Source organism: Demequina sp., assembly GCF_016278775.1.
Taxonomy (GTDB): Bacteria; Actinomycetota; Actinomycetes; order Actinomycetales; family Demequinaceae; genus Demequina.
Map to the genome: position 1 here is coordinate 59,362 of NZ_JADQBF010000024.1, position 13,681 is coordinate 73,042.

At 66.5% G+C, this 13,681-nt stretch carries 15 protein-coding genes and 2 tRNA genes; 5 read left to right on the forward strand and 12 right to left on the reverse strand.

The genetic code is table 11. The features are described from left to right. Positions 1-39 precede the first annotated feature (39 nt). Entirely contained in the window at positions 40-537 is a 498-nt protein-coding gene (locus QZZ33_RS03925) for a DUF3145 domain-containing protein (RefSeq protein WP_291378332.1), read from the reverse strand. A 148-nt stretch (positions 538-685) separates the two neighbouring features. On the opposite strand from QZZ33_RS03925, the gene QZZ33_RS03930 reads away from it, so the two are divergent. Continuing rightward, positions 686-1,369, forward strand: coding sequence for an NAD(P)H-hydrate epimerase (locus QZZ33_RS03930; RefSeq protein ID WP_291378333.1), 684 nt, complete (start codon positions 686-688; stop codon positions 1,367-1,369). On the opposite strand, the gene def is transcribed toward QZZ33_RS03930, so the two are convergent. Beyond that, on the reverse strand, positions 1,366-1,860 hold the full coding sequence (gene def / locus QZZ33_RS03935) for a peptide deformylase (RefSeq protein WP_291378334.1): 495 nt from the start codon (positions 1,858-1,860) through the stop codon (positions 1,366-1,368). The two genes, QZZ33_RS03930 and def, sit on opposite strands and share 4 nt — an antisense overlap. A 78-nt stretch (positions 1,861-1,938) precedes the next feature. On the opposite strand from def, the gene QZZ33_RS03940 reads away from it, so the two are divergent. Beyond that, positions 1,939-2,166: an NAD(P)H-hydrate dehydratase gene (locus tag QZZ33_RS03940; protein ID WP_291378335.1), complete on the forward strand. Its 228-nt coding sequence runs from the start codon at positions 1,939-1,941 to the stop codon at positions 2,164-2,166. 38 nt (positions 2,167-2,204) lie between these two features. Further along, positions 2,205-2,789 carry an ADP/ATP-dependent (S)-NAD(P)H-hydrate dehydratase gene (locus QZZ33_RS03945; protein WP_291378336.1) on the forward strand — a complete coding sequence of 195 codons (585 nt, stop codon included), beginning with the start codon at positions 2,205-2,207 and terminating at the stop codon, positions 2,787-2,789. 10 nt (positions 2,790-2,799) lie between these two features. On the opposite strand, the gene QZZ33_RS03950 is transcribed toward QZZ33_RS03945, so the two are convergent. From QZZ33_RS03950 to QZZ33_RS03960, 3 genes are read right to left on the reverse strand one after another with little or no spacing between them, the layout of a single operon-like run. Beyond that, on the reverse strand, positions 2,800-3,093 hold the full coding sequence (locus tag QZZ33_RS03950) for a DUF1905 domain-containing protein (RefSeq protein ID WP_291378337.1): 294 nt from the start codon (positions 3,091-3,093) through the stop codon (positions 2,800-2,802). A gap of 28 nt (positions 3,094-3,121) precedes the next feature. Further along, on the reverse strand, positions 3,122-4,750 hold the full coding sequence (locus QZZ33_RS03955) for a hypothetical protein (RefSeq protein WP_291378338.1): 1,629 nt from the start codon (positions 4,748-4,750) through the stop codon (positions 3,122-3,124). Then, the gene (locus QZZ33_RS03960; RefSeq protein ID WP_291378339.1) at positions 4,747-5,664 is read right to left on the reverse strand and encodes an ABC transporter ATP-binding protein; all 918 of its coding nucleotides are present in this window, start codon (positions 5,662-5,664) and stop codon (positions 4,747-4,749) included. The genes QZZ33_RS03955 and QZZ33_RS03960 overlap by 4 nt, the downstream gene beginning before the upstream one ends. Before the next feature lie 111 nt (positions 5,665-5,775). Here QZZ33_RS03960 and QZZ33_RS03965 point away from each other — a divergent pair, with 111 nt between their 5' ends. Continuing rightward, positions 5,776-6,381 carry a TetR/AcrR family transcriptional regulator gene (locus QZZ33_RS03965; protein WP_291378340.1) on the forward strand — a complete coding sequence of 202 codons (606 nt, stop codon included), beginning with the start codon at positions 5,776-5,778 and terminating at the stop codon, positions 6,379-6,381. Between the two features lie 12 nt (positions 6,382-6,393). On the opposite strand, the gene QZZ33_RS03970 is transcribed toward QZZ33_RS03965, so the two are convergent. Both QZZ33_RS03970 and QZZ33_RS03975 read right to left on the reverse strand, forming a co-directional pair. After that, a tRNA-Ile gene (locus QZZ33_RS03970) sits at positions 6,394-6,467 on the reverse strand. Positions 6,468-6,484: 17 nt separating this feature from the next. After that, complete coding sequence (locus QZZ33_RS03975; RefSeq protein WP_291378341.1) at positions 6,485-7,729, reverse strand: ammonium transporter; 1,245 nt, start codon at positions 7,727-7,729, stop codon at positions 6,485-6,487. A 103-nt stretch (positions 7,730-7,832) separates the two neighbouring features. Between QZZ33_RS03975 and QZZ33_RS03980 the strand changes: the two genes are divergently transcribed. Next, positions 7,833-7,905 (forward strand) — tRNA-Asn (locus QZZ33_RS03980). Positions 7,906-7,980: 75 nt separating this feature from the next. Here QZZ33_RS03980 and phnE (QZZ33_RS03985) read toward each other — a convergent pair. From phnE (QZZ33_RS03985) to dnaG, 5 genes are all read right to left on the reverse strand, one after another. After that, complete coding sequence (gene phnE / locus QZZ33_RS03985; protein WP_291378342.1) at positions 7,981-8,859, reverse strand: phosphonate ABC transporter, permease protein PhnE; 879 nt, start codon at positions 8,857-8,859, stop codon at positions 7,981-7,983. After that, positions 8,856-9,665 (reverse strand): phosphonate ABC transporter, permease protein PhnE, encoded by an 810-nt coding sequence (phnE, locus tag QZZ33_RS03990; RefSeq protein ID WP_291378343.1) that lies wholly within the window; start codon positions 9,663-9,665, stop codon positions 8,856-8,858. The genes phnE (QZZ33_RS03985) and phnE (QZZ33_RS03990) overlap by 4 nt, the downstream gene beginning before the upstream one ends. Continuing rightward, positions 9,662-10,432, reverse strand: coding sequence for a phosphonate ABC transporter ATP-binding protein (gene phnC, locus QZZ33_RS03995; protein ID WP_291378344.1), 771 nt, complete (start codon positions 10,430-10,432; stop codon positions 9,662-9,664). Before phnC ends, phnE (QZZ33_RS03990) begins: the two co-directional genes overlap by 4 nt. 81 nt (positions 10,433-10,513) lie before the next feature. After that, positions 10,514-11,545 carry a phosphate/phosphite/phosphonate ABC transporter substrate-binding protein gene (phnD, locus tag QZZ33_RS04000; RefSeq protein ID WP_291378345.1) on the reverse strand — a complete coding sequence of 344 codons (1,032 nt, stop codon included), beginning with the start codon at positions 11,543-11,545 and terminating at the stop codon, positions 10,514-10,516. 136 nt (positions 11,546-11,681) lie between these two features. Beyond that, positions 11,682-13,565 (reverse strand): DNA primase, encoded by a 1,884-nt coding sequence (gene dnaG, locus QZZ33_RS04005; protein ID WP_291378346.1) that lies wholly within the window; start codon positions 13,563-13,565, stop codon positions 11,682-11,684. Positions 13,566-13,681: the final 116 nt, after the last annotated feature.

A 13,681-nucleotide genomic window follows, 5' to 3' on the forward strand; every position in this document is an offset into this window, starting at 1 on the left:
CCCGGCCCGGTGCGCCTCGACTGAGGGCGTGTGTCGGCGTCAGCCGACCCTGTGCAGCCAGCGGACCGGTGCTCCGTGTCCGGCGTACCTGAAAGGCTCGAGTTCCTCGTCCCAGGATGTACCCAGAGCGAGGTCCATGGCGCGCTTGAAGTCGGCCGCGGTCCCGCCGGACTCCATGGCCGCGCGAATCCTGTCCTCGGGCACCACGATGTTGCCATGAACGTCGGTGACGGCGTGGAAGATGCCGAGCGAAGGCGTGTGCGACCAGCGTGCGCCGTCACAACCGAAGGACGGGTCCTCCGTCACTTCGTAGCGCAGGTGCTCCCAGCCGCGTAGCGCCGACGCAAGGCGCGCACCCGTGCCTTGCTTGCCTTGCCACGCCACCTCTGTGCGGTACAACTGGGTGCCTGCGGGCTGGTCGATCCAGTCAAAAGTGGCGCGCGAACCCAACACGGACTGCGCCGCCCACTCCACGTGAGGGCACATTGCGCGGGTAGCTGAGTGCACGAAAAGAACACCGCGGGCGATGGCAGCCATGACCCCTCCTTATTGATAGGTGCGTCTTCCCCTACGACCTATCGAGGCGTCCGGTTACACCGGGTGTGTCTCTATCGTGCCTCAACAGCGCCGAAAGCACCAGCGAGACACGGCAGCGAGTCCGGGATCGCTGTGGCAGGGTGGAAACGTGAGTCCTACTCAGCCTGCGAATCTCGCGAGCCCTCCCCCCGTGATGACCGTCGCCCAGATCAGGGCCGCGGAGACGCACACCATGGAGCACACTCCAGAGTCCGTGCTCATGGACCGCGCGGCAGAGGGCCTCACTCGCGCCTGCCTGGACCTGTTGAAGCGCCGCGAGAGGCGGACCCGCGGCGCGAGCGTCGTGCTGCTGGTGGGCCCCGGCAACAATGGCGGCGACGCCCTGTTGGCGGGCGCGCTCCTCGCCAGCCGGGGAGCGGTTGTTACGGGCGTCGGCGTGGCCCACACGGCGCATCCGCGCGGCGTGGCCACGCTCACGGAGGGAGGTGGGCGGTGGCACGACGCCAACGACGACGCCGGACTCGGCTCAGCGCTCGGCGCTCTCGCCACCGCAGACCTGGTGCTGGACGGAATCGTCGGCATCGGCTCCAAGCCCGGCTTGCGAGAGCCAGCGGCACGGTTGGTTGCTGCCATCCCGGAGACCGCCGTCGTCGTGGCTGTGGATATCCCCTCGGGTCTGGACGCCGATAGCGGCACCCTGCCTCACACTCATGTCAGGGCCGACCTGACCGTGACCTTCACGGCGCTCAAGCCGTGCCTGGTGACCGCACCGGCAACGCAGGCCGCTGGCGAGATCGTCGTGGTCGACGTGGGCGTCGAGCCAACCGACTAACGCTCCATCTGCTCGCGCAGTTCGCGCATGGCGCTACGACGCACGTCCTTGCTCAGTCGGTCGATGAAGAGCTTCCCGTTGAGGTGGTCCACCTCGTGGTTGACGAGGCGAGCCCAGATGTCTTCGCCTTCAACCACTACCTCGTTCCCCTCAAGGTCGATTCCCACAGCTTTGGCGTACAGGGGCCGCTCGCACGGGTACCACAGGCCCGGCACCGACAGGCAGCCCTCGTCGCCGAGCTCTTGGTACTCCGCGTGGTTCTCCACAATCTCGGGGTTGAGCACATAGCCGATGTCGCCGTCGATGTTCCACGAGAACGCACGCAGCGACACGCCAATCTGATTACCCGCGAGCCCGGCACGACCCTCGTGGTCGACTGTCTCCAGCAAGTCTGCCACCACCGACCGCACACGATCATCGATCGTGGTGATGGGCTCGCAAGGTGTACGTAGCACCGGATCGCCAACGACTCGAATATCTCGCATTGCCATGGCGCAATTCTGTCATGCCAGACGGCGCGCTTTGTGGGCGTGATGGCCCAGGTGGGTGGCGCGTGCCAGGCTAGGGGCATGGAGCCCATTGACAGGCGTTGGGTGGCGGACCGCTGGCCGGTCCCCAATGCCAGCGACGACAAGTTCTCGCGTGGCGTGGTGGGCATCGTGGCCGGGTCGGAGGCATACCCGGGAGCCGCGGTACTAGTGGCGTCGGCCGCGTTACGGGCCGGCATCGGGTTGGTGCGCTACGTCGGCCCCCGCCGCGCGCAGGACCTGGTGTTGTCCGCGCGCCCGGAGGAGTAGTCCACGACTCGGGTGAGGCGACCGAGCGCCTGCCTAGGGTGTCCGCATGGGTGATTGGGCCAGGCGTCGCCGATCACCCAGGTCAGGACGCGGTCATCGGCGCCGTCCTCGCGTCCGGCGTGCCCATCGTGGTCGATGCCGGTGCACTGGAGCCGTGCGCGCGGTCGCGGGCCGCCGGGGCGCGTCAGGCCGCACCGGACCGGGTCCTGATGACGCCGCACGCCCGGGAACTGGTCGCCACCTTGGGAGCGATGCGGCACGACGTGACGGAGCAGGACGTGGCCCGCGACAGGCCCGCACACGCGCGACTGCTCGCCGAGACGGCACGCGCCACCGTGCTCCTGAAGGGCGCGCCCACATTGGTCGCTCCCCCAGGCGGCGCCGTGGTGACACTGCCAGACGCCCCCGCTTGGCTCGCGACGGCCGGCTCCGGCGACGTGCTCGCCGGCATAGCGGGCGCACTGTTGGCGTCTGGACTCTCGGCACTGGAGGCGGGCGTGGCGGCGTCCTGGATCCACGCGAGGGCCGCCGAGGCGGCCTCCGGAGGCGGTCCGATTACGGCATTGGACATTGCCGATGCCGTGCCCGCTGTGGTGGCAGAACTGTTGCTTGAAGGCGCGTAGTTGCCGGGCGCTACACCGTTGTCAGGGTGAACTGCGCCGTGTCGGCCACCGCAAGGCCCTCAGCGGTCAACACCGCCTTCTTGACGGGCAGAATGAACGTCGCGTGGTCCTTTGACGGAAAGATCGACGTGCGCCACGTGGTGACGCCCACCGTGACCTCGACCTTCACCGAACCGAAACCGGCCCGCGGCTCTGGGGCGGTCTCGTCGATCTCGTCGGCAACGTCGTCGGGGAGCGATACGAAGTGCCAGGCGGCGCTCTGGGCCTCCCAGCGCCATATCTCCGCCGAGAATCGGTACGTCATGCCGGCACCCTACCTGGGGAGTGCGACGTCATGCGGCAATGGCGAGGTCCCTGCGTCCGAAGCCTGCCATGCCGACGCCAACCAGAACTGCGGCTACCGCCACGAGCACCACGAGTGGCCCGTAGGAAAGCGCCACGGCGGGAACAGCAGGCACGTGCGTGAACGGCGACATATTCAGCGCCCACTGAGGCAGCTCGAGCAGATCCCCAAACTGCCCCATGACGAAGCTCACCGCTAAGGCCGCCCACGAGAGCGCGCCTGCCCAGCGGGGGGCGACTCCAAAGAGAGCGAAGACCACCGCGCCCAGCGCCAGGACGGCGGGAATCTGCACCAAGGCGGCCGCCATCACGCCCCAGCCCGCAGCAAAGTCCCCACTCACGACGCCGTGGCTCAGGGCCGCCGCACCTCCGCACGCCACCAAGACGGCGACGGTGCCGCCCACCGCGAACCGACCGTGGCTCGCAAGCCAGGCAATGCGACCGACCGAGGTGGACAGGATGGGCTCGAGCCGCCCTGAGACCTCCTCTGCACGCATCCGAAGGAGCGCCTGAACGGTGTATCCAGCTGCGGCGACCGCGATGAAGCTGAACACGAGCGCGAAGTACAGTTCAACGATGGTCGCCCCAGGCGCGACTCCCAAGAAGAGGTCGGCCACCTGCGGATTGGTGTCAGCGAAGTCCTCCATACTCTCGCCCACCGCTCCGAATGCGACCCCAGTCACCACGAGGGCAGCGCCCCAGGTGATCAGTGGCCACTTCTGGAGTCGCAGAGCGAGCCCGCCGGGGCTCAGCAGCCTGGGCGGGGCCTCCGCGGGCCCCGAGCGATCTGCGATGAGCCCAGCCCCCATGTCGCGACGGTTGCCGAGCGCAAAAGCCGTCACCGCGAGCCCGACGAACAGCACACTGAAGAGAGCCAACACGGCCCAGTTGTCTTGATGGAACACCCTCATCTGCTGACCCCAACCGAGGGGCGAGAGCCAGGAAGGCCACGCGCTCACCAACTCGACGCCACTGGCGGTCACCGTCCCGAACGCATCGCCCACCGCCCGCAGCAGAAAGGACAACCCCAGCACGCCTCCCGCCAGCGCGTTCGCACCGCGCTGGGTCGTTGACACCTGAGCCGCCACGCCCGCGATCGCCGCAAAGCACGCGCCCGTGGCCGCGAGTGCCGCTCCTGATGCGAGCGAGCCCTCGAGCGGAAGCCCGTGGGCCAAGAGCGCCATGGTGACGCCCGCCCCCACAATGAAGCTCGCGCCGACCGACACGATGAGCGCTGCGGTGAGCCGTGCCTGCCGCCCCACAACGCCTGACCCGATGAGTTCCGCGCGTCCGGTCTCCTCATCCTGCCGGGTGTGGCGAACCACTGCCTGCGCGGCCATGAGCGCCACGAAGATCGCGAGCTTCTGGAAAGCCTCCACCATCGAGATGGCGCCGAGCGAGGTACCAGAGGCGGGCCCATCCATGATCCTGGTGAAGACGTTCGCCGCGCCGAACGCCGCCCCGTGTGCCCTTTCGGCCGCGGTCGCATACATCGCCACCTCGGCCGCCACTACTGCGGCGCTCAGTCCGGTCAGGGCTGCAATCCACACGGGCAGCACGACGCGGTCCCTGCGCAGCCCGTGACGAACCAGACGCCAGGTACCCTTCCAGTCGGTCACGACCCCGCTCCATTCCCTGTCAACTCGGCAAGTTCGTCGCCGTAGTGGCGTAGGAAGAGGTCCTCGAGGGTAGGCGGCGTGCTGGTGAGTGCCACGACGCCAAAGGCCGTGAGCTCGGCGAGCACGTCGCCCAACTGTTCCGCGTCCACCTCAAAGGTCGCGCCCTCAGCATCCAGGGCGAGGTCGTGGACGCCCGCTCTGCCCTCCATCCCCCGCACGGGGCTCTCGGTGTGAACGTGGATCGAGGTGCGGGTCAGGTGGCGCATCTCGTCCAGGGTCCCCGACTGCACGATCCTGCCCTTGCGGATGATGCTCACTCGATCACACAATGCTTCCGCCTCGGCGAGGATGTGGCTCGAGAGCAGCGCCGTCTTGCCTTGCCTCACCTGCTCCTTGACCACATCCTGGAAGACGGCTTCCATGAGTGGGTCGAGCCCAGACGTGGGCTCATCGAGAATGTACAGATCGACGTCGGACGCGAAGGCGGCCACGATAGCCACCTTCTGCCGATTGCCTTTTGAATAGCTCGAGCACCGCTTGGTGGGGTCGAGTTGAAATCTGTCGATCATGTCGTCGCGTCTGACCCGATCGAATCCGCCGCGAAGGCTCAGGAGCAAGTCGATTGCCTCTCCCCCACTGAGATTCGGCCACAGGTTGACGTCTCCCGGCACGTAGGCAAGTCGACGGTGGAGGGCCACCGCGTCGCGCCAGGGGTCGCCACCTAACAAGGTCACGTCGCCTGAGTCGCTGCGCAGCAATCCGAGAAGGATCCTGATCGTGGTCGATTTTCCCGCGCCGTTGGGGCCGAGGAAACCGTGAATCTCGCCCGTGCGCACCGACAGGTCTACGCCATCGAGAGCAACGGTCTTGCCGTACCGCTTGACCAGGGCCCTCGTGACAATCGCCGCATCCATCGCTCTCCCCTTCGTTCGCACGCCTTCTGACAGTTACTTTCACTTCAAGGTAGCCCTAGTGCGAGTGACTGTCAAATGACAGATACTTGCAGTTATGGTAGGCTTGCCTACGTGACAGAGACCGAACCCGCGGGCGGGCTGCGCGAGCGCAAGCGCCTCGCCGCCATGCAACGTATCCAGGCCGTAGCGCTTGCGCTGTTCGAGGAGCACGGCTTCACGGCCGTGACCGTCGAGCGCATCGCCGACGCGGCCGACGTATCCCCCAGCTCCGTATACCGCTACTTCGGAACCAAGGAACAGATCGTCCTGTGGGACGAGTACGACCCCGTCTGGGTCGAGCGCATCGCCAACGACCTCCCCGGCAAGACTCTCTTCGACGCCATGAGGCACGCGGTCGACGCCCTCGTGTCGGGCGCATTTGGGTCCGACGAAGCACTCATACGTCGACGTGTGACGCTCATGATGGAAGAACCCTCGATCGAAGCCTCATCGGCCCTCAGTTCTTATCGCGCCGCAGAAGCCTTCGGCGCGGCGCTCTCGGCTCGGCTCGGCAAGGAGCATGGTGACTTGCGTGTCCAGTTGTTCTCGCACGCGATCGTCGGCGCCATCACCGGCGGCATCCACCACTGGTACGAAAGCGGGTTCACGACGCCACTGCAGCACATCTTCGAGCAGGGGCTCGCGTCGTTCGAGAACGGCTTTGATCTCGCCGACTGAACGCGCTACAAGTGGGCCAGGTGGGGCTCGAACCCACGACCGACGGATTATGAGTCCGCTGCTCTAACCGGCTGAGCTACTGGCCCTTGGTGGTACGCCGAGACTAGTGGCGTATCTGGTACGCCGTTTCACCATGCTGCGCGATATCGAGTCCTTGCTCCTCGCCCTCAGGTGTGACGCGCAGGCCCATCACCGCACGCAGCGCCATCGCGACGATCCCACTGACGATGAACGAGTAGGCGGCGACCACGAGCACAGCGACCGCCTGTTTGCCCAGCAGGGACGCGTTGCCGGTGCTCACCAGACCGATACCGACGGTGCCACCACCCACGATCTCACGCGCGAAGAAGCCGACAAACAGCATTCCGATCGCGCCGCTCACCAGGTGCACGGCCACCACGTCGAGCGCATCGTCAAAGCGCAAGCGGTGTTTGATGCGAAGTGCAAGGTACGACGCTCCGCCTGCGATGAAGCCGAGCAAGAGGGACGCGAACGGGTCGAGGTAGCCAGCGGCTGGGGTCACGGCCACCAGGCCTGCGATTGCGCCAGAGACGGCGCCACGCGCGGGCGCAGAGCCCGTCAGTCGCTTCTCCAGCAACAGCCACCCCGCCACCGCGCCGACGGCGGCGAGATGCGTGGCCAGCACGGCTGAAGCGGCGACGCCATCGGCCGACAGCGCGGAGCCCGCGGTGAGCCCCAGCCAACCCACCCACAGCAGAGCCGCGCCCACGAGCGTGAGGGGCAGGCTGTGCGGCCGCATTGAGCTCTCTTGCCACTTTCGGCGGGGGCCCAACACCAGCACAAGCGCCCACGCAGAGGCTCCCGCGCTGACGCCCACCACGGAGCCGCCCGCGAAGTCGATGGCTCCCCACCTGGTCAGCCAACCATCGTCGGCCAGCAGCCAGTGCGCAGTCACGGGAAACACTGCCACCGACCACAACGCGAGGAACGACAGCATCGCGCCAAACTTCATGCGGTCAGCCGCAGCGCCCGTGATGATGGTGGCCGACACGACCGCGATCATCATGGTGAATGCCGCGAAGGCGATGGGTGGCACGTCGAGCGCCGAGAAGGTGGAGGACTCCGCCAGCCCAGCGAGGCCCGCGTGGTCAAGATTGCCCACGAAGCCACCAAGGGCCTGCGGTCCGAAGGTGAGAGAGAAGCCCAGTAGCACCCAAGTGATCGAGACGGAGACAACCGCGGCGAGCCCGTACATCATCATGCCGAGCGCATTCTTGGAGCGCACCATGCCTGCGTAGAACGTGGCGAGACTGGGGGTCATCAGCAGCACGAGCACGGTGCACAGGATGATCCAGGCGGTGGCTCCAGTGTCGTACTCGGGCATCATCGCTCCCCCTTAGTGGTGCTGCGCAGCAAGATTACCGTGGACCAATGGAGACCTCAGATCGTGTAAAGTTTCTTCGGTTCGCGCTCGATGGAATCATCGACGATCCTCCGTAGCTCAATTGGCAGAGCAGCCGACTGTTAATCGGCAGGTTACTGGTTCGAGTCCAGTCGGGGGAGCTTGAAGGCCGGTCCCTCACGGGCTGGCCTTTCGCGTCTGTCGGCGGGCGTGTGGGCAAGGCGGGCACGGGTGGTTCAGAGCCCCACCTCGACGGCGTCGTCACGCACCCTGTCCTTCTTCGCCTTGCCCCCGCCGATGATGCGGTGGCGAATCGCGCCGGAGACCATGTCGACGATCACCGTCACGATGATGATCACCAGCAGGGTGATGCCGATCTGGTCCCATGCCCGCTTGGAGAACAGTTGGCTGAGCAGTTGGCCGATGCCGCCAGCACCGATGATGCCCAACACGGCCGACGCTCGCACATTGATCTCGAAGCGGTACAACCAGAACGCCATCACCTCCGGCAACACCTGGGTCCAATACGCCCACCGCAGCACCGCGAGCCTGCCGGATCCGGACGCCTTGGCCGCCTCGACCGGTCCGGGATCGACACCTTCCAGCGCCTCCGCGGTGAGCTTGCCGAGAGTGCCGATGGCCCCGACGCCCAGTGCAAGGGCACCGGCCACAGGGCCGAACCCAAAGATGGGCAACATGAGGACGATGACGAATACGAGTTCCGGTACCGCGCGGATGAGGTTGAGCACCCCTCGCGTGAGCTGCACCGTGACCGCCCCAGAGATGTTGCGCGCCGCGAGAAAGCCGAACGGGATTGACAGCACCGCGCCGAGGACTGTGCCAACCCACGCCATGTGCACCGACTCGATCATCGCGTCGAACGCCCGCGTCCAGTAGCCAGCCCACGGGTCGGAGAACGGGTTCTGCAACAGCCCCTCCGTCATGAGACGGAAGTACCGACCGCCATCGGTGAAGATTCCGGTGATCTGACCCCAGCGCGCATCCGACAGCCACGCCGCTCCGCCCACGAGGATGAGGAGGAGGATCCAGGTAGCGGTCGCGCGCGCCTTCGAGGGCTGCCGGGGCCTGCTAGCGGCCTCGTCGCGCGTACTCACACGAACCTCCGACGCAGCTGTTGCGACACCTGGTCGATCACAAACACCACCACGAAGATCGCCACAGTGATGGCGGCGACATTCTCGTAGGCGAAGCGCGAGAACTGGACGTTGATGACCTGGCCGATGCCGCCGCCTCCCGCAATGCCGATGACCACGGACGCGCGGATGTTGAGTTCAAAGATGTACAGGCAGTACGACAAGTAGTTGGGCAGGATCTGCGGCAACACGGCCCAGCGTGCCCGCGCGATCGTTCCCGCGCCCGACGCGTCGGCCGCCTCGAGCGGCCCCGTGTCCACCGCGTCGATCGTCTCGGACGTGAGCTTGGCGGCGATCCCGATGTTGAAGACGATGAGGGCGAGGATGCCTGCGAGCGGGCCGATGCTCACGAGCGCCACAAAGATGAGCACGTACGCCACGTCTGGCAATGAGCGCACCACCGACAGGAACACCTTGGTGGCCCGATAGGACCACCGAGTCCGGTTGGTGACGGTAGAGGCCATGAAGGAGAACACGAGGCCCAGGACGACGCCGACGAAGCTCGCGATGATGGCGATGGCGATGGTCTCGACCCACGCGTCCCACACCCTGAAGATGAATCCCCATGACGGGTTGAGGAACTGGTGGATGATCTCCCAGCCGTTGTCCAGGTTGGTGAACAGCGGCATGAGCGTGAACTCGATGCTGCGCGCCGCCCAGACGGTGAAGATGGCGGCGACGACGAATGCCGCGATGATCCCCTTGGACGGCGCCGGCTTGCGGGGGCGCGCAGGAGCCTCAGGCACCGCGGGAGCCACGGTGCTCACGACCGTCCCGGCAGGATGTCCTCAGCGGTCAAGGAGCGCCCGTAGATGGTCTCGAACACCGCATCGTCGGCGTCGGCACCAGGACCGTCGAAGACGATCCTGCCCTCCCGCATGCCGATCACCCGCTCACCGAACTGGCGCGCCAAGTCGAGAAAGTGGAGATTGACGACGGTGGTGATGCCGAGCTCGCGGTTGATGCGCTGAAGATCCTTCATGACCATCTGCGCGGTGGGAGGGTCGAGGGAGGCGACGGGTTCGTCGGCGAGCATCACTGAGGGATCCTGCGCAAGGGCTCGCGCGATCGCGACGCGTTGCTGCTGGCCGCCTGAGAGTTGCGACGCGCGCGTCCACGCCTTCTCGACGATGCCGACGCGCTCAAGTGACTGGTAGGCCTTCTCCTTCTCCGCTTGCGTCCACGCGCCCACGAGGGACCTGTAGGCGGGGATGTCGTGGAGTTGGCCCAGCATCACGTTGTTCATCACCGACGTGCGCTTGACGAGGTTGAAGGACTGGAAGATCATGCCGACGCGCGAGCGGATAGCGCGCAGCTCGCGCTTGGAGGCGCCAGACACCTCATGACCGTCGACTGTGAGCGAGCCCGACGTGACGGAGACGAGCCCGTTGATGGCGCGGATCAGCGTCGATTTGCCTGCGCCTGACAGGCCGACCACCACCACGAACTGCCCCGGGTCGATGGTGAGGGACACGCCGTCGAGGCCGACAACGCCGTTGGGATAGCGGACGGTGACGTCCTTGAGCTCGATCATGAGGTCCAACCTTGCATAGACGAACTCCAGCGGCCACCCTTGTGAAGCGAGGGCGACCGCCGGAGCCGATCACTGTGGGAGTTACGCGTCGCCGAAGTTCGCCTCGACGGGGCGCACCACGTTCTCAAACGCGTCGAGGTTGGCCGGGTCGAGCCCGTCAATCTCGTAGACAGCGGCGAGCGCCGCGGCACCCTCCTCCGTCTCCGCCACCGCGAGCAGAGCATCGGTGATCATCTGCTGCACCTCGTCGCTCAGGTCGCCGGAGACGACCACGCCGTCGTTGGGGATGTTGGACGTGTACGCGAAGACCACGACCTTCTCGCCCACGTCGGGGAACTCGTCCGCAAGCGCGCTACGCGCATCGTTGAAGGACACGCCCACCACCGCGTCGCCGTCGTACACGGCCTGAACCGACTGCGGGTGTCCACCGGCGAACAGCGCATTCGACAGGCCAGAGATCGGATCGACACCCGTGAGTTCCTGCAACTGAGTGGCCGGGAAGTAGTACCCGGAAGCCGAGCTCTCGTCCACGAAGGAGATGACCGACTCAGGGTCGATCAGCTCGAGCGCCTCTGTGCCCGCCGGGCCGGAACCCCCGGTGGCGCCGTTGCAGTACGAGTAGGCAACGCCCTCGTCGTCCGTCTCTGTCGTCACGTCGTCGAGGCAGAAGGTGCCTGGGTCGTTGGTGAGCCACTGGCCCACATACTCAGACGAGCCGTACCGCACCGCCTGGAGCACAATCTCGGCGCCGGCCTCGTCCTCAGCCTGCACCATGGCGATCGGGCCAAGGAAGCCGATGTCGGCCTGGCCGGTCTGAAGCGCTACGACCACGGCGGAGTAGGACTCGGGCACGAAGACCTCGACGTCCACGCCCAATTCGGCGGACAGCGCCTCGGCGAGGGCCTCGCCGTCCGTGGTGATCTGGTCGACTTCGTCTGATGGCACGAGGGCGAGGGTCAACTTGTCTGGCAAGCTCGCGGAGGTCTCGGCTGGCGACATCGCCTCCGACTCGGTGGACGACGGTTCGGCGTCGTCCGAGGAGCATGCGGCCAGCAGCAGCACGGCCGCGCCTGCCATGGCCGAGAGCGCGAAGCGCTTGGGGGACTTGTTCACTGTGGTTACCTCGTCAAGAGATCGATACACCGGTAAGGACTCTCTGACGGTAATCCGCACAAGCGGCCTAAGCAGCCCCATTGCTCGCAAATTCACCCAATGGTTACATGCGGTTCACCCAAGCGACGCCGGGGAACTAGTCGCCCCTCAGTGACCGGCGTTTGGCCTCCATGGCGATCATCTCGGCGAACAGCCGCTGCGCCTCTTCCGTTCCCGCTCCCGCACGCTGCATGGCACCGCGTAGGTCGCCGATACGGCGGGTCAGGTGACCGTCCAGAACCTTGCTCATGACGGATCCGCCATAGACGCCGAGGGTCTCGGGCTTGTCGTGTGGCAATGGCGTGACCGCCAACTCGTTGACGATGCTTGCCAGGTCTTCGCCCGCCTCGAGAACCACTTGAGCCACCCAATCCTTGCCGGCGGCCCGCACTCCCCCGGCCGCCGCTATCGCGGAGAACACTGCCCGGTACTGGGGTACCGCGAACGCTTCCGCAACCAAGTCGTCGGCGACCTGCAGCGCCGTGGGGTCGGCCCGAATCGCCTCCGGCGCTTGGAGCAGCGCCCCCAGGGACAGCGCCTCGGCCCGCACCATCGGGTCGCGCCGGTCAGGTCGCCCAGGCGCCTGACCCTCAGCCGGGCGCTGGGCCTGCTCGCCGGCGGATGGGCGTTGGCCAGACGAACCCGCCCGGGTGACGGTTGCCAGCACGGTGTCGGTGTCCATGCCAAGCCATCCGGCCAGCCGGCGCCCGTATTCGGGCCTCAGGGCGGAGTCTCGCAACCTCGCGACCACGGGGGCGGCCGCGCGCAAGGCGGTCACGCGACCCTCCGGGGTGTTGAGGTCGTGGCCGGCGAGGGTCGTCTTGATGACGAACTCGAACAGGGGCACGCGCGCCTCGAGCAAAGCCCGCACGGCCTCGTCGCCGCGCTGCTGACGCACATCGCACGGGTCCAGGCCTTCCGGGTCGATGGCGACGAAGGTCTGTGCCAAGAACTGCTGGTCGAGACTGAAGGACTTGAGCGCGGCATTCTGCCCGGCCTCGTCGCCGTCAAAGGTGAAGACCACCTTGGCGCCCATTCCGCCCACGGTAAGGCGGGCGCCGCCGGTGTCCCCCATGAGGCGACGCACGATCTTCACGTGATCCTCGCCAAAGGCGGTTCCGCACGTGGCCACGGCGTTCTTGACACCTGCCAGGTGGCACGCCATCACGTCGGTGTAGCCCTCGACCACCACGGCCGTCCTGTCCGTCCTGATGGCACCCTTTGCCAGGTCGATTCCGTAGAGTACCTGGGCCTTCTTGTAGAGCTGCGTCTCCGGGGTGTTGAGGTACTTGGGGCCCTGGTCGTCTTCATGCAGGCGGCGTGCACCAAACCCAATGACCTCTCCCGTCACGTCCCTGATAGGCCACACGAGCCGGCCCCTGAAACGGTCGTAGAGGCCGCGCTGGCCCTCGGAGAACAGTCCGGTCGCCTTGAGTTCCGGCTCGGCAAAGTTGCGGGCGCGCAAGTGATCGAGCAGCGCAGACCAGCCCTGGGGCGCGTAGCCGACGCCAAACTCCTCGGCCGCCTCCTTGCCAAAGCCTCGCCCCGTGAGAAAGTCACGCCCGATCTTCGCCTCAGGACCGTCGAGCGCCTCCCTGTAGAACTCGGCCGCGAGGCGATGGGCCTCCAGCAACCTCGCGCGCTGCGGGCCAGAAGGCTCCGAGCGCTGGCCTCCCGCCTCGTAGCGGAGCTCCACTCCGGCGCGCGGCGCCAGGTACTCGACGGCCTCGACAAAGCTCATCCCGTCCAACTTCATGATGAAGTCGATGACGTCTCCGCCCTCGCCGCAGCCAAAGCAGTGGTAGCGGCCCACGCCCGGCCGCACGTGGAAGGAAGGCGAACGCTCGTCGTGGAACGGGCACAGTCCGCGCATCGAACCGACGCCTGCGGGCTTGAGGGTCACGTGCTCCGCCACGATTTGCTCGATCGGTGCACGCTCTCTCACGGACGCAACGTCGTCCCTGTTGATCGTGCCAGCCATGGATCACACTCTAGGCCCGTTGCGCAGTCACTTCGTAGGTAGGCTATGCGACAGCGACGAGAGGAGATCAGCGTGAGGGTCGATGCCTTCCTTGCCGATTCGGCAGAGGTGGTCAA